The sequence below is a fragment of the Bacillus sp. 7705b genome, assembly GCF_002289525.1.
Classification (GTDB): Bacteria; Bacillota; Bacilli; order Bacillales; family Bacillaceae; genus Bacillus; species Bacillus halotolerans.
In genome coordinates, this window is the sequence record NZ_NSDH01000023.1 from 94,705 (window position 1) to 113,732 (window position 19,028).

Genomic DNA, 19,028 nt, shown 5'->3' on the forward strand with positions numbered 1-19,028 from the left:
TAGCGATAAGATCAAAGTCAGGAAGGGGAATTTTATGACAGCCGTTTGCTTAGTAAGACACGGAGAAACCGATTGGAACCTGCAGCAAAAATGCCAAGGGAAAACAGATATCCCGCTGAACGCGACAGGCGAACGCCAAGCAAAAGAAACCGGAGAATACTTAAAAGATTTCTCTTGGGATATCATTGTCACCAGCCCGCTGAAAAGAGCCAGAAGGACCGCGGACATTATTAATGAATACCTCAATCTTCCTATCGTTGAGATGGATGACTTTAAGGAGCGTGATTACGGGGACGCGGAGGGCATGCCGCTTGAAGAACGGACAAAGCGCTATCCGGACAAGAACTATCCAAACATGGAAACGCTAAAAGAGCTCACGGACAGGCTGATGGGCGGATTGGTGAAAGTAAACCACGCATATCCAAATCAAAAGGTACTGATTGTCGCGCACGGCGCAGCGATTCACGCACTGCTGACAGAGATTTCCGGCGGTGATGCCGAGCTTCAAAATACGCGCCTTGTCAATGCCTGCCTCAGTAACATTGAATTTGCAGAAGAAAAATGGAAAATTAAAGATTATAACATCAATAGCCACTTATCCGGTTTTATTCAATAAGAAAAGACAGGCGTTTGCCTGTCTTTTTTTATTTATTTTCTGCTGTCATATCATTTTGAAGCTCATCTAAAATCGCATTCGCTCCGTCCACACTGCGGCGCAGAGACCATACCTGACGATCAACATGGTACACATGTCCGTTTTTCACTGCTTTCAGCTTCTTCCACAGAACATTTTTTTCGATCGGGCGTTTGCCGTCCGCGTCAATGTCGTCTGTTTTTCCTGTCATCAGTATGATTACATCCGGGTCTGTTTTCAGCAGCTGCTCAAGTGTCATTTTCATGTTCACAGAGTCGCCGCCATTACCGGTTTTTTTGTTATCGGACGTGCTGATCGCATATTGATAGCCGACTTGTGTTAAAAGTCTCGATGTGAAGAAATTTTCATCTCTGGCCATAATCGTATCATTTGTATTTCCAATCAAAAGCACAGATTGGCTGTTCGCACTGATCTTTCTCTTTGTTTCATTCACTTTTTCTTCATGCGCTGTCAGCTTTTTCTCCATTTCCTTCTCTTTGCCGACTGCTTTGGCAATGGTAAGAGAAGCGTCAATTGTATCCTGATAATCAGCATTTAAATTATTAAGCGCGATCGTCGGCGCGATGTTTTTCAGCTGATCATATATCTTCTTATGACGGGTCGTGTCTGCAATAATCAAATCCGGTTTTAGCGAAGCGATTTTTTCCATGCTTGGCTGTGACCGTGTGCCGACAGAGGTGTAGCCGTCAATTTTTTTCAGTACATCCTTGTTGATCAGCTGCTTTGCTTTATTGTCATCCGCCACTCCAACAGGTGTAATGCCGAGATCAAGCAAAGTGTCGATAAAGCCAAGCTCAAGCACAACGACCCGCTTCGGATGCTCAGGCACGTTCGTTTTCCCTAAATCATGTGTTACCGCTGCTTTATTTTCTTCACTGTTTTGATGGCCGGCTGAAGAAGAACAAGCCGCAGTCAAAACAGAAAGAAGTAAAACTGTAAGAATAATCAGTGTTTTTTTCATAACATTCCAGTCTCTCCTGTATGTAGTTTCTCAATTAAGATGTCCAAAAGATAGTATAACACGGAATGATAATCATTATCACTATTATTATTGAAAATCAGTATAGAAAGTTTCACATCGAAGGAACGTTTCTCTGTTGCTATGAGATGCACTTGCATATTCTAAAATCAAACCAAAAAGCTTGCAGAAAAAGCATCGTTTTTTCTGCAAGCCGAAACTTCTCATTTACAGTTTTACAAGGACCCTTCCTTGAATGTGATTTTGCAAAATATCTTTTAGCGCATCAGGTGCTTCTGTTAATGAGACTTCCTTGTCTATGATTGTCAGAAGCTGTTCAGGCTTAAGATCGGATGCCATGCGCTCCCAAACCGCCGCTCTAAGATCCATTGGACAATAGACTGAGTCTATCCCCAGCAGGCTGACTCCGCGAAGAATAAACGGATACACCGTTGCAGGAACCTCTCCCCCGCCCGTTAAACCGCTCACCGCGACAGATCCGCCATATTGGATTTTGCTTAAAAGCGAGGCAAGCTGCTTCCCGCCGACAGGATCAACGGCTCCTTGCCATTGCTGCTTGGACAGCGCCTTACGTTTACCATCATAGACATCTTCCCTGCTGATTACTTCATTAGCACCGAGCTGCTTCAAATAGTCAGCCGCCTCCCGGTTTCCTGTGCTTGCGACCACGTTGTAGCCGCGTTTGCTGAGCATCGTTATTGCAATTCCGCCGACACCGCCGGTTGCTCCGGTGACAAGCACGCTCCCTTTTTCAGGAGAGAGTCCGTTCTGTTCAAGACGATGCACAGATAACGCCGCTGTAAACCCCGCCGTTCCGTACGCCATCGCTTCCTGCAGCGAAAGGTTCTTTGGCAAAGGCACCAGCCAGTCGCCAGGCACTGAAACATATTCGCTTAATCCGCCATGACGTGAGACACCAAGCTCATAGCTTGTCGCAATGACTTCATCCCCTTCGGCAAAACGCGGATCATTTGAAGAGACAACCGTACCTGCAGCATCAATGCCTAAAATAAGCGGATATTCTCTGACAATATTGCCGCCCGCTTTTCCGGCCAAGCCGTCTTTGTAGTTGATGCCTGAATATGCTGTTTTAATCAGCACGCCGTCTTTCGGCAAATCCTCTGTTGATATGGTTTTGATATTGACTGAAACATCATCTGCATTTTTTTCTGCCAGCAATGCTTGAAATAACGTTGACATTCGGCACACTCCTTTTCATCTTTATCGTAACCGAACATCGGCCAAAAAACCAAATCATGAGACCTCTATTTTCACTTCTCCGGCACATTAAGGCTGTAATGCACAAATGCGATTTCCTCTTCATAGCCGTTTTGCTCATATAAACTTCTTGCCGCCTGGTTGTGATGTTCCGTCTGCAGCTTTAAACATTTCGCTCCGTTTTCCGCGGCATAATCCTTTGCAGCGGAAAGCAGCCGCCGGCCAACTCCCTTTTTTCGTACAGAAGAATCGACGAATAAATCATTTAATATGTAAATTCTTTTCATAGCCACGGAAGAAAAGGCTGGATAAAGCTGTGTAAAACCAATGAATTCCCCATTTTCTTCTGCGATAAAAATAACAGACTCTTCCTTTTCCAGGCGTGCTTTCAAAAAAGCCTCCGCTCCTTCCAGATCCGACGCCTGCTTATAAAATTCCCGATACTGATTAAACAGCGGTGCTATAGCTGCCGCATCTGCTGGTAAAGCTTGACGAATGTTCATCTCGTTTCCTTCTCTCTATATGCTGTTAAGAATTACATTTTATATTTAATAGAATTTTCTGTAAACCAAATTGATCAGAATACTTTTTTCAGCATGCATGGAAAAAATATCACGATAATATCCATTGATCTCATAGAAAAACATGCAGGTCAATGGAACTGATTTATTCGACAGGGTTTTTTCTGGTCGCGGGAGGATTTAACCTGAAAAAACATGAAATTTCAACATAATGATTATTTACTCATGTCTATTTTCGTTCTTTTCTGTATGAATGCAGTTATTTCGAGTCTCTATAGAAATAACGAGAGATGATATACCTAAATAGAAATAAAACAATCTCAAAAAAATGGGTCTACTAAAATAGTATCCAATCTATTACAATAAATTCACAGAATAGTCTATTAATAGGCTGCTCTGAAATTGTAAAGGAGAGGGTAAAGAGTGAGAAGCAAAAAATTGTGGATCAGCTTGTTGTTTGCGTTCACGCTAATCTTCACGATGGCATTCAGCAACATGTCTGCACAGGCTGCCGGAAAAAACAGTGAAGAAAAGAAGTACATTGTCGGGTTTAAACAGACAATGGGAGCTATGAGCACCGCCAAGAAAAAAGATGTTATTTCTGAAAAAGGCGGGAAAGTTCAAAAGCAATTTAAGTATGTAAATGCAGCCACAGCAACATTGGATGAAAAAGCTGTAAAAGAACTGAAAAAAGATCCGAGTGTTGCTTATGTGGAAGAAGATCATGTTGCACATGAATATGCGCAATCTGTTCCTTACGGCATTTCTCAAATTAAAGCGCCGGCTCTTCACTCTCAAGGCTACACAGGCTCTAATGTAAAAGTAGCTGTCATCGACAGCGGAATTGACTCTTCTCATCCTGACTTAAACGTTCGAGGCGGAGCAAGCTTCGTGCCTTCTGAAACAAACCCATACCAAGACGGCAGTTCTCACGGCACGCATGTAGCCGGTACTGTTGCCGCTCTTAATAACACAATTGGTGTTCTGGGCGTAGCGCCTAGCGCATCATTATATGCAGTAAAAGTGCTTGATTCTACAGGAAGCGGCCAATACAGCTGGATTATTAACGGTATTGAATGGGCGATTTCTAACAACATGGATGTCATCAACATGAGTCTTGGCGGACCTACTGGGTCTACAGCGTTGAAAACAGTAGTCGATAAAGCGGTTGCAAGCGGTATCGTCGTTGTTGCCGCAGCCGGAAACGAAGGAAGTTCAGGAAGCACAAGCACAGTCGGCTACCCTGCAAAATATCCTTCTACTATTGCAGTAGGCGCAGTAAACAGCAGCAACCAAAGAGCTTCTTTCTCAAGCGCAGGTTCTGAGCTTGACGTTATGGCTCCAGGCGTGTCGATCCAAAGCACACTTCCTGGCGGCACATATGGCTCTTACAACGGAACCTCAATGGCGACACCTCACGTTGCCGGAGCAGCAGCTTTAATCCTTTCTAAACATCCGACTTGGTCAAATGCGCAAGTCCGTGATCGTTTAGAAAGCACTGCGACAAACCTTGGCAGCTCTTTCTACTATGGAAAAGGGTTAATCAACGTTCAAGCAGCTGCACAATAAGATAAAAGAGAAGCAGGCCACTCCATACCTGCTTCTTTTTTTATTGGTCGTCCCCCTGTTCTGAGGCCGGGTGTTCTGAGGTATTTTCTTCGGTTTCCGCATGTTGAATCCGCTCCATGATCGAAGGATGGCTCCCTCTGAAAAGTTTCACGAGAAAAGGCGGATCAACCTGGCTCAGCCCCGTAACAGCCAAATCTTGAAACGTTCTGACTGCGGCTTCGCTGTCCCCTGTCAGCTCAATCCCATATTGGTCAGCCTTATTCTCCTGATAGCGGGAAACAGCATTAGAAAAAGGCGTAACAGCAAAGCTCAAAACAGACACGATAAGCAATAACAGCGGCAATGCCGCAAGATCACGCCGGCCCTCTACATGAAACAGATTGCGTGCAAGCCGTACCCCCCGCTTGTAAAGCTTATCAACCACATAAAATCCCGCTAGCGACACAATTAAATAGCCAGCCAATCCGATATACACGTGCTTCATGACATAATGGCCCATTTCGTGCCCCATAATAAAGAGAATTTCTGAATCGTCGAGTTTATTCAGCGTCGTATCCCATAGAACAATCCGCTTATTGGCCCCAATTCCTGTCACATAGGCATTAAGCGCGTTTGTTTTCTCTGACATATTCACTTCATACACATGATCAGCCGGAATATTGGCTTCTTCGGCCAGTGCTAAAATTTTGCTTTCCAGCTCTTTGTTTTTCAGCGGATAAAAATCATTGTATAAAGGATCAATAATCACCGGCTGAATAAAAAACAGAAACAGCGAAAACGGCACTGTTAACAGCCAGGCGTAAAACCACCATTTTTTTTCATGCTTTTTGATCAGCCAATAAAACACCAGCACGCAAAGTGTAAAGATCGGAAAACTGATCCAAAAATCAATGACTTGATCTTTAGCCCAGCTGGAGGCTGTCTGCGTCGAAATATTGTAATCAAGTGATACCTGATAGCCTATCCAATCCAAAGGCAGCGTCACCAGAGCCGTGATCAGCGAAAGCACAAACACGAAACCGATGATCTGCAAAAAACGAAAACGCACAGCCGCTTCCATCCATTGCTTGATTTTCTTTGAAACACCGCTGGTCAGCAATACAAAAAACAGAAACCAATCAAGAGGAATACTGATAAAAAATAAAAAGTTCTTCACATCAGAATACTGTTCGGCGACAGCCAATTGAGACGGCTTCATGAAAGAAGCCGGGTCAGCCTGTGTTCCTTTCACGGCCTCCGGCACAGCGGAATCGCCGGACATAAAGAAATACCAATAGAAAAAAAGCCCATACAGCACATATGCAAGCCCTGCACCCGCAATCCACTTGCGCATAACGCCTCACTCCTCACATCTAGACCCATTACTTCTATTGTAATCATAAATTCAATTTCTTAGAACCAAGCTGTGAGTTCGGACTTTTTCGCATGGAATCGCCCTTTGCTGGAGAAACTAGCAAATGTTTGGAGTGATGCAGATGAAAAAAATAGTAGCAGCCATCGTGGTTATCGGTCTTGTGTTTATTGCATTTTTCTACCTTTACAGCCGGTCAGGCGATGTATATCAATCGGTTGATGCGGAATTGATCACCCTGTCTTCAAACGGGCGGGAAAAGATTGAAATCGAAAAAAGACAGCACGTCAAAGATATGCTGGACATTATGAATCAGGGAAAGCAGCTGAAAACCGAAAAAACATCAGCTCCTGATTACGAAGGCACGATTAAATTTCATAAAGACAGATTTGACTCATTCAGATTATGGATTGACGACAGCCAGCAGGCCATTTTTTTGAAAGACGGCACGTATTACAAATTAACGCGAAACGATACCAAAGCGCTGCAAATTATCATTAAAAAAGAAGCAAAGGATTAACAATGAAAAAAGCGAAGCCCACTGGCTTCGCTTTTTTCACATTAATGAGGCAGCATATCTTTGAGCGCCCGTCTGAGCATTTTGCCTGTCGCATTTTTCGGAATCTCATCAAGAAAGATGATCTCGGCAGGCCGTTTGTATTTTGCCAGATGCTTTTCACAATGCGCCATCATTTCTTCTTCTGTGACACCAGACCGTTTCGGTACGACATATCCCTTTACCGCTTCGCCGCTTTCAGCATCAGGCACGCCGATGACAACAGCCTCCTTTACGTCCGGGTGGCTGTACAGGACCTCTTCCACTTCACGCGGATACACATTGTAGCCGCCTACAATAATCATGTCTTTTTTCCGGTCAACAATGTAAAAATAACCGTCCTCATCCCGCCTTGCCAGGTCTCCCGTATAAAGCCATCCGTCCTTTAAAGCGTGCTCCGTTTCCATCGGCATATTATAATAGCCCTTCATCACATTGGGCCCTTTTACGATCAATTCGCCCACCTGGTGATCAGGGACCTCTCGGCCGAGCGGATCGACGACCTTGTTTTCGACATGCAAAATACTTGTCCCGATGGAGCCTGGTTTTCTCCCTCTGTCAAACGGGTTAAAGCATGTGACAGGCGATGCTTCCGAAAGCCCGTAGCCCTCCAAAATGGTGACGCCGAATTTCTCTTCAAATGCCGTAAGCAGCGCGACCGGCATGGCCGCACCACCCGAGATGCACAGGCGAATAGAAGAAAAATCATCTGCCTTGCCTTCTTCATGCTGGAATAAATAGTTATACATCGTAGGCACGCCGGCAAAAATCGTTGCCTGCCGCTGCTTTACAAGCTTAAAAACAGATGCGGGGCTGAACTGCGGTTCAATCAGCACGCATGCGCCGCTCATCAGCGGAGCGTTCATGCAGACAGTTAAGCAAAAAACATGAAACATCGGAAGAGCGCAAACCACATTGTCTTTCTCATCCATTCCCAAATACCCGGCGACATCGTTTGCATTGCTGAACAAATTCTGGTGGGTCAGCATCGCGCCTTTCGGTCTTCCCGTTGTTCCTGACGTATATAAAATTACCGCAGTATCATCAGGCACAACCTCTGGATGGCGTGCAGCACCGGGTGTCGGACGCAACATTTTTGTAAACGTTGTCATTTTCATTCTGACTTCGGGATCTGAAGCTTCCAGCTCAGTTTCTCCCGTCCGGCATAAAATGACGAGTTCGACCTTTGGCAAAGATTCGTGCATGCTTTCATAAATCGGCAAAAGCTGATCTACTCCTACGATTGCTTTGACATCGCCGTTTGTCAGCATATAGCCGATTTCTGTCGGCGTGTACGTCGGATTGATCGGCACCACCACAATACCGGCCTTTAATGCGCCGAAAAATGCGATGACAAAATCAGGCGAATTGCCAAGCAGCAAAGCAAGGTGATCCCCTTTTTCCATACCCGCTTTTTGAAGGCCGTCCGCAAAACGCTGAATATTGTCATTCAGATCCTTGTAAGTAATCACTTGATCCCTAAACCTGCATGCGATGCTGTCCGGCTTCTCAGATGCTGTCTCTTCTAATTTTGAAACCAGATTCATTCTCCCACCCCTTAAAGTGAATGAGTAGTCATTCATTATTGAAGATAAGCTTTCCTTTTCATTATAGAGAAACACAAAAAAACACTCAAGAGCAAAAAGCCCCGAGTGTCAGTAGTGTTATAGATTCTTCAAAGCTTCGGCAATCGGTGTATCTCCTTCAGTGAGATCAAAAGCCCGATTTTCCGTGTTGGTTTCATCTAAAGAGGCAATGACTGCTGCCGCAACGTCATCACGTGATATATCACCCCGCTCTAGATCTGCGGCTGCGGAAACCGTTCCTGTTCCCGGTTCATTGCGAAGGCCTCCCGGACGTATAATCGTATAGGCTAAGCCGCTGGATTCCAAAATTTTATCAGCATAATGCTTGGCCACGTAATAAGGTTTAAGTGCCTCATTCCAATTTTCACGGCGGTGGGCCTGCAGGGCGCTGACCATAATAAAACGTTTGATTCCCGCGATTTCCGCAGCCTCTATTGCTTTTGCCGCTCCGTCAAGATCCACCAGCAGCGTTTTATCATAGCCTGTGCTCCCGCCGGAACCCGCCGTAAAAATAATCGCGTCACAGCCTTTTGCCGCGGCTGCGATTTCTTCCGGGCTTCCTTCTAGATTTGCTAGCACAGCTTCCGCGCCGGCCGCTTCCAAAGATGCTTTCTGTTCTTCTTTTCTGACCATCGCTCTGACGGAATGATCAGCATTCTCTTTGAATAAAGAAACAAGTCTTTGTCCGATTTGTCCGTTCGCTCCGATTAAAAACACTTTCATGTGAATCCCTCCTGCCTCCATTATTCCAAAACACAAATTTCCTTTCAAACAATGTGTTTGACATTAATAAATCAGATCAAGAAAATCTTCTTTCGTAATGTTCCCAAAATAATGCTTCAGATTCACATCAGCCAGCGCATCAGCGATCACACTGCGCTCATATTGCTTTCCAATCAGCAGGTTTTCGATTTCCGACACATCGCCCACACCGAAGAAATCGCCGAAAATTTTGCAGTCTTCAATTTTCCCTTTTTTTACTTCCAAACGCAAATCAATGGACCCTACCGGATAACGCTTTGAATGGTTCAGGTTAAATTTAGGTGAGCGGCCGTAGTTCCAATCCCAATTTTGATAGCGTTCTTCCGAGATTTTGCGAATGACTTCCCAATCTTTTTCAGTCAGCTTATACTCCGGCACATCTTCAATGTGATTTGTATTGAAAATATGTCTGAGCAAATGACTGCGGAATTCTTCGGTCGTCATTTTATCATCAAGAAACTCACTGATGTTTGCCACGCGGCTTCTGATTGATTTGATGCCCTTTGATTCAATTTTATCCTTTTTGACTTTTAAAGCGGACACAACATGATCAATGGCTGAATCAAACATGAGGGTGCCATGGCTGAAGATGCGGCCTCTTGTGGCAAATTGGGCGTTACCTGATATTTTGCGGCCATCTACCACAATATCATTCCGGCCGCTTAATTCCGCTTCAACTCCGAGCTGATGTAGCGCTTGAATCACCGGCTCAGTGAATTTTTTGAAGTTATGAAAGCTTTCACCGTCATCCTTCGTGATAAAGCTGAAATTTAAATTCCCTAAATCATGATACACAGCCCCGCCGCCAGATAAACGGCGGACGACGATAATTCCGTTTTCCTCTACATACTTTGTATTGATTTCTTCTATTGTATTTTGGTTTTTTCCGATGATGATAGACGGCTGATTCACGTAAAAAAGCAAATACGGCTGTTCAGGGTCTAAATATTTAAGGCAATACTCCTCGATAGCAAGATTGATCCGCGGATCATTGATATTTTGATTGTCAATAAATAACATGGTGCTCCTCCTTTATCCTTCCCACACAAAACCAGATTTCGCAATGTTCACTTTCCCGTTAAAAACGGTCTTGGCTTCTTTGCGAAGATTGTCATGCACGCCGAAATGAGGCAGATGGGTCAGCAGCAGCTCGCCCGCTCCCGCTTCTTCTGCAATTCGCCCTGCTTCCAAGCTGTTCATATGGCCTGCGCTTGTCCCGTCTTGATCAGCATAAAAATTACATTCTGAGATCAATAAATCAGCGTTTTCCGAAAACGGAATAAATGAATCCTGATAGCTGGAATCAGCAGTATACACAACAGTATGGCTGCCGTCAGTAATCCGCATCGCATAACAAGTCACCGGGTGAACCGTTTTTAAAAAGGTGATCGTAAACGGACCGACAGTCAGCTGCTGATCAGGCTGATAGGCAATCCCTTTCGTATGCGTTTTATATGTAAGCTTTTGAAACTGTTCTATATCAGCATCATGTCCGTAAATCGGAAGCGAGTGCTCTCCTTTGCCGAGGAATGATCCGACTTGCTTCGCAAATTGCAGCGGCCCGATGTCGGCAATATGGTCATGGTGATAATGAGATAGAACCACCGCGTCCAGCTTTTCCGCCGGGACATATCCAAACAGCTTAGATAACACGGCACTTCCGCAGTCCACTAACAATGAAAAATCCCCCGATTGAAACAAGTAACCCGACGTCGCTTCATTTGCGGCCGGAAAACCGCCGTAGCATCCGATAACTGTAACTTTCATAATGTCCTCCTTCTTTTCAAAGAAAATTGATCCTCCTTCAATATACCCATTTTTCTAAAAAAAAGCATGTTTTAAACATTGTATCAAAACAGATGTTGAATTTCACTTTCTGTTATATTACAATGAAAACATTACAAAGGGGAAAGAGGGATTGGTTATGCTAGGGAAAATTACTGAATTTTTTAGAAACCTGCCTTCGAAAAAGTGCGCGGAATGCGGAAAAAAGATTGATGAGCAGCATGAGTGTTATGGTAATATTTGCAACGACTGTATAAAAGTAAGCGATATGTAAAGGGGCGAAAATCTCACGCATACAGTGTGAGATTTTCTTCATTCTTCTAACTTCTCTTTATATTGAAATAATAGTCAGGTTGGGTCAAAGCTCACCTGTTTTTAGATAATTATGGTGATTCACTTTATATTTTTGAATATTCTATATTTTCAAAATATAATTTACTATAGACGAACCTATTTCTTATCTATTATAATTTGATCTAATAGTGAGATTAAATATATGTCTATTCATGATATATGTTGATACTTTGTTTTTTGGGAGGTAATCTATGAAAAGAATTAGGTTTGGATTAGCCACGCAAATATTCGTTGGACTTATTCTAGGTGTTATTGCTGGCGTTATTTGGTACGGCAACCCAGCACTGCCTACTTATCTGCAGCCAATCGGGGATCTCTTTTTACGCTTAATCAAAATGATAGTGATTCCTATTGTTGTCTCCAGTTTAATCATCGGTGTAGCCGGAGCTGGAAATGGAAAGCAAGTTGGTAAATTAGGCTTCAGAACAATTCTGTACTTTGAGATCATTACGACCTTTGCCATCATTCTCGGACTAGCCCTTGCAAACATCTTCCACCCGGGTACAGGAGTTAATATACACGAAGCTCAAAAAACAGACATCAGTCAATATGTTGAAACAGAAAAAGAACAAAGCAATAAATCAGTGGCAGAGACATTCCTGCACATTGTGCCGACAAACTTCTTCCAATCCTTGGTCGAAGGGGATCTTCTTGCCATCATCTTCTTTACCGTACTATTTGCATTGGGAATTTCCGCGATCGGTGAAAGAGGCAAGCCAGTGTTAGCCTTTTTTGAAGGCGTTTCCCATTCGATGTTCCATGTGGTAAACCTTGTGATGAAAGTAGCGCCATTCGGGGTTTTTGCTCTAATCGGAGTTACTGTCTCTAAATTCGGACTCGGTTCTCTTCTATCTCTCGGAAAGCTTGTCGGATTGGTATATGTCGCACTTGCTTTCTTCTTAATCGTCATTTTTGGGATTGTCGGAAAAATTGCCGGTATCAGCATCTTCAAATTCCTGGCTTACATGAAGGACGAAATTTTATTGGCGTTCAGTACGTCCAGCTCTGAAACCGTTCTTCCGCGCATCATGGAAAAAATGGAGAAAATCGGCTGTCCGAAAGGTATTGTGTCTTTCGTTATCCCGATTGGATATACGTTTAACTTAGACGGCTCCGTTCTCTATCAATCTATTGCAGCGCTGTTTCTTGCACAAGTATACGGCATTGATTTAACAATTTGGCACCAAATTACGCTTGTATTAGTTTTGATGGTGACATCTAAAGGAATGGCTGCCGTTCCGGGAACTTCTTTTGTCGTCTTGCTTGCAACACTGGGCACGATCGGTGTTCCGGCAGAAGGACTTGCCTTTATTGCCGGTGTAGACCGCATTATGGACATGGCACGTACAGTTGTAAACCTGACTGGTAACGCACTTGCTGCCGTTGTCATGTCTAAATGGGAAGGCATGTTTAATCCTGCAAAAGCAGAAGCTGTCATGACCCAATCTAAAGCAGATCAAAACGCAACCATTTCCGGTTAATCCAAAAGCCTGCGGGATTCTCAACGCCCCGCAGGCTTTTTTTAATCTTGGACAAGCTCAAACAGCTCTGTAATCAAAACAGTGTCCTCATTCAGTTCCATTTCGCCATTTTTGATCAGCTCGGCCCATGCTCTTCGATGGTCCTCTTGAAATTCATCAATTCGGTCTCCGTTGCCCTCTCCTTTGACTAACCTCATATCAGGCGCTCCAAAGGTCGTTTCAAACACATCTGTCACTTTTATATTGCATCTCGGATGATCATGTTTATCATAAACGGTTACAAGCTGTCCCGCTGTTTGATATACATCACTCAGTTCATCTTTTGAATATAATGATTTCGGCGCGCAGGTGGCCGTTTTTTCTCCAGCAAGGATTTGCTGGATCAGCTGTTCTCCAAGAGCTTCATCGCCTTCCCAGCCGAAAGTGCTTTTCAGTTCATAGATTTTCATTTGTTTTCTCCCTCTTATACCATCGGTGATTGCACATAATAATACAGGAGCTTCGCTGTATGGCGGAGAGAAGACTTATGCGTGCGCTCAAAAGCGTGCGAAGCGTCAATTCCCGGCCCGATCAGGCCGTGCACAATATCATGCCCGGATTTGATCGCTGCTGAGGCGTCCGACCCGTAATACGGGTAAATATCAAGCTTATAGTCAATATGGTGCTTTTCAGCTAAATCGACCAAATGCTTTCTCAGCTGATAATGATACGGACCGCTCGAATCCTTCACACAAATCGAAACCGAATATTCGTCTGTCGCCTGACCGTCGCCGATAGCCCCCATATCCACCGCCAAGTATTCAACAGTTTCAGCAGGAATATTAGAGTTCCCGCCGTATCCGATTTCTTCATTATTAGAAATCAGAAAATGAGTCGTATACGGCAGTTCAATTTCTTCTGTTTGAATTTGATGGATTAAGCGAAGCAACAAGGCCACACTTGCTTTGTCATCTAAATGGCGTGATTTAATGAATCCGCTTGATGTGATCTCAACACGGGGATCAAACGAAACAAAATCTCCGACGCCAATGCCAAGCTCTTCCGTATCCTTACGGCAGTGCACAGGCTCATCCAGGCGGATTTCCATATTCTCTTCATTGCGCTCCGCTTTTCCCGCGTCTTTGTACACGTGCACAGACGTTTGATGCATTAAAATGGTGCCCGTATACGTTTTCCCTGAAGCCGTTTCAATTTGGCAATACTCCCCTTCGATCGAGTTATAGCGGAAACCGCCGATCAAATCGATTTTCAGCCGGCCGTCTGCTTTAATTTCTTTCACCATCGCGCCCAAGGTATCAACGTGCGCCGTCAGCATTCGGTGACGGGATGTATCGCGGCCCGGAAGCGTGGCGATCAAACCGCCCTTATGGTTCAGAACCGTTTCGACCTTCCATTCTTTTAAAAGGTTTTCAACGTATTTGATCACCTCATATGTATTCCCTGTCGGACTTGGAATAGAAACGAGTTCTTTAATCAGCTCCATTGTTTTACGAACGGACGTCATAGGACATTCCTCCTTTTATTTTCTATTTAAAATATACTCTTTTCCCGCTGAACCCGTCCAATCTTTTCCTATCAATCTAGCATATGCTGTAGAGAGCATGGGAAGAGGAGGGATATCTATGTGCTGTCGTCATTCACATGAACGGAAACATCATTGTAATTTTTGGTTTGATGATTTTTGGTTCTTTGACGAGTGGTTCGATAAGGATTTCCACGACCATTGCAAGAAAGAGAAAGAATGCCATGACCCTTGCGAGAAAAAGAAGAAAAAGAAAAGACATTGCTCTTGCAAAAAACGCTGCCACTCTTGCTGTCATTGCTAAGGACTGAGTCAGAAATATTCTGATACCCCATGCCTAAACGAATATTTCATTTTTCCAAGCGGGCTGTTACTGCTGCTTGGATTTTTTATTGAAACAGCCTTTTTGCCTTTACAATCCAAACCACTGATGCCGCGGCTATCCCAGCAACGATGAGTTCAACAGCCGCCGCATGTTCTATCACTCCTTTTTGGTATAAAACCGCCGGTACATTAAACAGCCCGTGTAAGAGAATCGAATACAGCAAAAACAGCGGCCGGCGGCTTTTAACCGCATACAGCACAAATAGTGACAGACCGATTTGAACAGAGATGGCGCTGATTCTTTCAATTCCGCCGAGCAGCCATTCATACGAAGGTGTATTCAGCAGCTGCGCCTGAATCGGCATAAGTGCCTGCTTCACATCTTGATTAATCAAAAGCTGTTCAAAAGTGCCGCTATTGATCGCAAAAGCGTACACGATAAGCGTAATGCTGGACAAGCCGGTTATTAGTATCGCCTCCAGACCGCCGTGGCCCGCTCCGAAGGCCAGACCGTCCGCCCAAGAAAGACGGCGCTTCATAAAGAAACGCATCATGATATACCTTCCGCACTCCTCAAAAATCCCGGCCATCAAGCATCCGTAAATGGCATACCAGACTGGATGCTTCATCACTTCTTTCGTCGTTTCATTCATTTGCAGCACATAAACATGAACGCCGCCCTCCAACAGCTGAGCAAAGACAAAAAACGTAAGAGCGCCAATAAAAAACACCTTAATCGGAGCATGATACTTTCGCCTAAACCATATCATCAATCCGATCGGCAACAAAAACGCAATAACCCCGGAAATAATCATAGAGGCTATCGCTCCTTGACTGACCATTTTTTTCCTCCTTTTCTGGTTTTCTACTGACAGTTTCTCTTTTTTTATCAAAAATCCTCTTTTTAGTACCAGATACTAATATCTAGTGTTATAATCTGATAATAAAAGGAGTTGTGTTATTATGTCAAAAGCAAACATTACAGCAATCGGCACCTATGCGCCGAGCCGGCGTTTAACCAATGCGGACCTGGAAAAAATCGTAGATACATCTGATGAATGGATTGTTCAGCGCACAGGAATGAGAGAACGACGGATTGCCGATGAGCAGCAGTTCACTTCAGACTTATGCATTGAAGCAGTCAAAGATCTCAAGAGCCGTTACGAAGGAACACTTGAAGATGTGGATATGATTCTCGTCGCCACAACAACAGCAGATTATGCCTTTCCGAGTACGGCTTGCCGGGTGCAGGAATATTTCGGCTGGGAGAACACCGGCGCGTTAGATATCAATGCGACATGCGCAGGACTGACATACGGTCTCCATTTGGCAAACGGATTGATTACATCCGGGCTTCATCAAAAAATTCTCGTCATCGCCGGAGAAACATTGTCAAAAGTGACTGATTATACAGATCGAACGACATGCGTTCTGTTCGGCGATGCTGCGGGCGCACTATTGGTTGAACGAACTGAAGAGGCACCGGGATTCCTCACCTCCGTCCAAGGAACATATGGAAAAGGTGCAGATATTTTGTATAGGGCCGGACTGCGGAGCGAACTCAACGGCATGCCGCTTGCGGATTCCGGGAAAATGGTCCAAAACGGACGCGAAGTGTATAAGTGGGCCGCAAGAACCATTCCCCGTGAATTTGAACATCTTTTACACAAAGCAGGGCTCAGCCGTGATGATCTTGATTGGTTTGTTCCCCACAGCGCCAACTTGCGCATGATCGAATCGATTTGTGAAAAAACACCGTTTCCGATTGAACAAACACTCACCAGTGTCGAATACTACGGAAATACATCCTCAGTCTCTATTGTTTTGGCCCTTGATCTGGCAGTGAAAGCCGGGAAGCTGAAAAAAGACCAAACCCTGATGCTTTTCGGATTCGGCGGAGGATTAACGTATACCGGACTTCTGATTAAATGGGGATGTTAAATCAAAAAAGACCTTGTTTCCTGAGAAACAAGGTCTTTTTCATTAGGAAGCCGGCTGTTCTTCTGAAGTGTCTTCCTTCCGGCTTAAGATCGTAAAGTAGGTAATGCTCAGCGCGATCATGACTAGAGCAATGCCGATTAAGACACCGGCCATCTGCCACATGTAGCCGAAATCTCCGTTTGAAATCACCGCTCTGAACCCGTTTATGCTGTAGGTCATCGGCAGCGCGCCATGGATCACCTGATAGAAATTCGGAAGCAATTCTAATGGGAAGGTTCCTCCGCTGGCCCCGAGCTGCAGCACTAAAATAATGACTGCAATAAACCGGCCCGGATTGCCCATCGTCGTGGCCAAAAATTGAATCATCGCAAGGAAAGCGAGACTCGTAATGATCGTAAACACGTAAAACCTCCACGTGCTCTCAACCTCGAGACCAATTCCCAGAAGAAGAACTGTCGCCACAATAAGTGATTGAATGATTCCTACCAGCATCATGACGTTAAATTTACTGAAGAACCACTCAAATCCGTTTCTCGGACGGCCTGATGCTTCTTTCAGCGGGAATACGACCGTCAGCATAATGCCGCCGACATACAAGCCCATTGATAGGATATAAGGCGTCAGCCCTGTTCCGTAGTTAGGGACGGAATGAATCGCGTCGTCATTAGTTTTGACCGGATCCGCAAACATACCGTATGTTTTATCATCAGCGCTGATATCCCCTGTTTGATCAGCCGCATCATTCAGCTTATTAGACAGCTGTCCTGTGCCGTCCAATAGCTTGCCTAAACCTGTATCAAGCGATTCAGATCCCTCAGCGAGTTTTGATGATCCATTTTGAACTTGTTTAGAACCGTCTAACAGTTTCAGTAAGCCGCCCGACACTTGGCTGCCGCCTGTCACCAATTGTTCTGAGCCCGCTTTTGCTTTTGCAAACTGTTTATTGTATTCTCCAATACCGGCTGTCAGTTTATTTTGGCTATCTGTGATCTGCTGTGAACCGTTGTATATCTTCTCGGTTCCTTCAGTTAATTTGTCAATTGCATCTTGCGTCGCTTTTGCACCGTTATAAAGCTTAGATGTAGCTTCCGGCATTGCTTTCAGCTGTGCCGCCTGCTCTTTTACATCTTCCAGAGAAGCTTTAATCGTTGAAATGTCAGGAAGCTGATCCACTGAAGGGAGCCGGCTAATGATTTGATCAAAATCAGGCGCATCTACTTGCGGAAGCTTCTTCTCAACAGAATTGATCAGCTGGCTTTTTTGTTCCGCTGTTAAGAACTCGCTTGAATTGATCACATTTTTAAATGCCTGATCACGGTTTTTCAAGCTGTTTTCAAACTCTGTCAGCTGCTTTTTAAATTCATTCATGGCAGTTTCAGATTTTTCAAGGTTGCTGACAGCTGTTTCAAGCTGTGTCAAATCGACTGCGTTTATGACCTTCTCTGCTTTTTTTACTTTCTGAGAAGCCTCTGCGGCCTTTGTATTAAGCTGATCCAGCCCGTTTGTAATCTTTGGAAATCCCTGCTGCAATGTCTGCTGGCCGGCTAGAAGTTCATTCAGCCTTCCTGTCAGCTCACTTGATCCCGCGGCAATTTTTCCTGAATTTTCATAAATGGTATTGCTGCTGTCCTGGAATTTGCCGAGCGAGCTGTCAAGCGATTGAATGCCGCTTGTTACTTTAGCTGCTCCTTCTGCAAGCTGCGCCGTTTTGTCGCTGATTGTCGCAGTGCTTTCTGTCAGCTTCTCCAGATTTTCTTTCAGCTTGGCGCTTCCGTTTTTTGCGTCCTTAGTGCCGTCATCAATTTTTTTCGCTCCGCTGCTCGCGTCGCTGAGACCTTTGGCAATATCTTTAAAGTTATCAAAAATCACTTTCGTATATTGCTCGGTCACTTCTTTAGAAACAGAAGCTTTCAGTTTATCAATCGCTTTTTCGCCAATCGTTGCTCCTACATAGTTTGAACCGGCATTCGTATGGTATTTCAAATCCAGTTTTTTCGGATTTTTGTCCATTACAGTGCTGGCGTTTTTAGAAAAGTCTTCTGGAATCTCGACTACTAAATAGTATTTTTGATTTAATAAGTCCTTTAACGATTGGTCGAGATCAGTGGAAAAATGCCAGTCAAAGCTTTTATTATCCTTTAATTCTTTTACCAGATCATCACCGATTTGTAGCTTTTCTCCCTCATATGTCGTTCCTTTATCCTGGTTGACGACAACGACAGGCAGCTGGTCAACTGTGCCGTACGGGTCCCAATAGGCCTTTAAGAAAACACCGCTGTAAATAAGCGGGACAAACAAAATGGCGATGATGGGAATCAATAATTTTTTACTCGTTACGATGTCTTTCCATTGACTTCGTATTGTGTTCATCCTGATGCCTCCATTCTAAAACTGACTCATCATGAAAAATGGTCATTTTCTTGT

19 protein-coding genes are annotated in these 19,028 nt (G+C 44.3%); 6 read left to right on the top strand and 13 right to left on the bottom strand.

The features are described 5' to 3' along the window. The first annotated feature begins 34 nt into the window (after positions 1–34). Positions 35–616, top strand: coding sequence for a histidine phosphatase family protein (locus tag CJU60_RS09900; protein ID WP_095713691.1), 582 nt, complete (start codon positions 35–37; stop codon positions 614–616). A 28-nt stretch (positions 617–644) separates the two neighbouring features. Here the strand turns inward: CJU60_RS09900 and CJU60_RS09905 are convergent, their stop codons facing one another. The 3 genes from CJU60_RS09905 to CJU60_RS09915 all read right to left on the bottom strand — a co-directional run bounded on the left by CJU60_RS09905 (position 645) and on the right by CJU60_RS09915 (position 3,355). Further along, positions 645–1,616, bottom strand: a complete 972-nt coding sequence (locus CJU60_RS09905; protein WP_095713692.1) for an ABC transporter substrate-binding protein — start codon at positions 1,614–1,616, stop codon at positions 645–647. Between the two features lie 225 nt (positions 1,617–1,841). Continuing rightward, on the bottom strand, positions 1,842–2,834 hold the full coding sequence (locus CJU60_RS09910) for an NADPH:quinone oxidoreductase family protein (protein ID WP_095713693.1): 993 nt from the start codon (positions 2,832–2,834) through the stop codon (positions 1,842–1,844). A 71-nt stretch (positions 2,835–2,905) separates the two neighbouring features. Beyond that, positions 2,906–3,355 (bottom strand): GNAT family N-acetyltransferase, encoded by a 450-nt coding sequence (locus tag CJU60_RS09915; protein WP_095713694.1) that lies wholly within the window; start codon positions 3,353–3,355, stop codon positions 2,906–2,908. Between the two features lie 441 nt (positions 3,356–3,796). Here CJU60_RS09915 and aprE point away from each other — a divergent pair, with 441 nt between their 5' ends. Continuing rightward, the gene (aprE, locus tag CJU60_RS09920) at positions 3,797–4,942 is read left to right on the top strand and encodes a subtilisin AprE (RefSeq protein ID WP_095713695.1); all 1,146 of its coding nucleotides are present in this window, start codon (positions 3,797–3,799) and stop codon (positions 4,940–4,942) included. A 40-nt stretch (positions 4,943–4,982) separates the two neighbouring features. Here the strand turns inward: aprE and CJU60_RS09925 are convergent, their stop codons facing one another. Then, positions 4,983–6,275, bottom strand: coding sequence for a M48 family metallopeptidase (locus tag CJU60_RS09925; protein WP_095713696.1), 1,293 nt, complete (start codon positions 6,273–6,275; stop codon positions 4,983–4,985). 142 nt (positions 6,276–6,417) lie between these two features. On the opposite strand from CJU60_RS09925, the gene CJU60_RS09930 reads away from it, so the two are divergent. Further along, on the top strand, positions 6,418–6,813 hold the full coding sequence (locus CJU60_RS09930) for a YhfM domain-containing protein (RefSeq protein WP_095713760.1): 396 nt from the start codon (positions 6,418–6,420) through the stop codon (positions 6,811–6,813). A 41-nt stretch (positions 6,814–6,854) separates the two neighbouring features. On the opposite strand, the gene CJU60_RS09935 is transcribed toward CJU60_RS09930, so the two are convergent. From CJU60_RS09935 to CJU60_RS09950, 4 genes are all read right to left on the bottom strand, one after another. Then, the gene (locus CJU60_RS09935; protein WP_024120803.1) at positions 6,855–8,396 is read right to left on the bottom strand and encodes a fatty acid--CoA ligase family protein; all 1,542 of its coding nucleotides are present in this window, start codon (positions 8,394–8,396) and stop codon (positions 6,855–6,857) included. 117 nt (positions 8,397–8,513) lie between these two features. Then, positions 8,514–9,158, bottom strand: coding sequence for an SDR family oxidoreductase (locus tag CJU60_RS09940; protein ID WP_095713697.1), 645 nt, complete (start codon positions 9,156–9,158; stop codon positions 8,514–8,516). A 63-nt stretch (positions 9,159–9,221) separates the two neighbouring features. Continuing rightward, positions 9,222–10,217: a lipoate--protein ligase gene (gene lplA, locus CJU60_RS09945; RefSeq protein WP_095713698.1), complete on the bottom strand. Its 996-nt coding sequence runs from the start codon at positions 10,215–10,217 to the stop codon at positions 9,222–9,224. A 12-nt stretch (positions 10,218–10,229) separates the two neighbouring features. Next, positions 10,230–10,964 carry an MBL fold metallo-hydrolase gene (locus CJU60_RS09950; protein WP_095713699.1) on the bottom strand — a complete coding sequence of 245 codons (735 nt, stop codon included), beginning with the start codon at positions 10,962–10,964 and terminating at the stop codon, positions 10,230–10,232. A 157-nt stretch (positions 10,965–11,121) separates the two neighbouring features. Here CJU60_RS09950 and yhfH point away from each other — a divergent pair, with 157 nt between their 5' ends. Continuing rightward, positions 11,122–11,256: a protein YhfH gene (yhfH, locus tag CJU60_RS09955; protein ID WP_024120799.1), complete on the top strand. Its 135-nt coding sequence runs from the start codon at positions 11,122–11,124 to the stop codon at positions 11,254–11,256. Between the two features lie 271 nt (positions 11,257–11,527). Continuing rightward, a complete protein-coding gene (gltT, locus tag CJU60_RS09960; protein WP_059293110.1) occupies positions 11,528–12,817 on the top strand; it encodes a glutamate/proton symporter GltT in 1,290 nt (429 codons plus the stop codon). Positions 12,818–12,858: 41 nt separating this feature from the next. Here gltT and CJU60_RS09965 read toward each other — a convergent pair whose 3' ends face one another. From CJU60_RS09965 to CJU60_RS09980, 4 genes are all read right to left on the bottom strand, one after another. Continuing rightward, positions 12,859–13,266, bottom strand: coding sequence for an ASCH domain-containing protein (locus CJU60_RS09965; RefSeq protein WP_095713700.1), 408 nt, complete (start codon positions 13,264–13,266; stop codon positions 12,859–12,861). A gap of 14 nt (positions 13,267–13,280) precedes the next feature. After that, positions 13,281–14,321 (bottom strand): M42 family metallopeptidase, encoded by a 1,041-nt coding sequence (locus CJU60_RS09970; RefSeq protein WP_095713701.1) that lies wholly within the window; start codon positions 14,319–14,321, stop codon positions 13,281–13,283. A gap of 133 nt (positions 14,322–14,454) precedes the next feature. Continuing rightward, complete coding sequence (locus CJU60_RS21820) at positions 14,455–14,637, bottom strand: hypothetical protein (protein ID WP_081638270.1); 183 nt, start codon at positions 14,635–14,637, stop codon at positions 14,455–14,457. A gap of 91 nt (positions 14,638–14,728) precedes the next feature. Then, the gene (locus tag CJU60_RS09980; protein WP_095713702.1) at positions 14,729–15,505 is read right to left on the bottom strand and encodes a YhfC family intramembrane metalloprotease; all 777 of its coding nucleotides are present in this window, start codon (positions 15,503–15,505) and stop codon (positions 14,729–14,731) included. 121 nt (positions 15,506–15,626) lie between these two features. Here CJU60_RS09980 and fabHB point away from each other — a divergent pair, with 121 nt between their 5' ends. Further along, positions 15,627–16,604, top strand: a complete 978-nt coding sequence (gene fabHB / locus CJU60_RS09985; protein ID WP_095713703.1) for a beta-ketoacyl-ACP synthase III FabHB — start codon at positions 15,627–15,629, stop codon at positions 16,602–16,604. A gap of 42 nt (positions 16,605–16,646) precedes the next feature. Here the strand turns inward: fabHB and CJU60_RS09990 are convergent, their stop codons facing one another. Beyond that, positions 16,647–18,974 (bottom strand): YhgE/Pip domain-containing protein, encoded by a 2,328-nt coding sequence (locus tag CJU60_RS09990; protein ID WP_095713704.1) that lies wholly within the window; start codon positions 18,972–18,974, stop codon positions 16,647–16,649. Between the last annotated feature and the right edge of the window lie 54 nt (positions 18,975–19,028).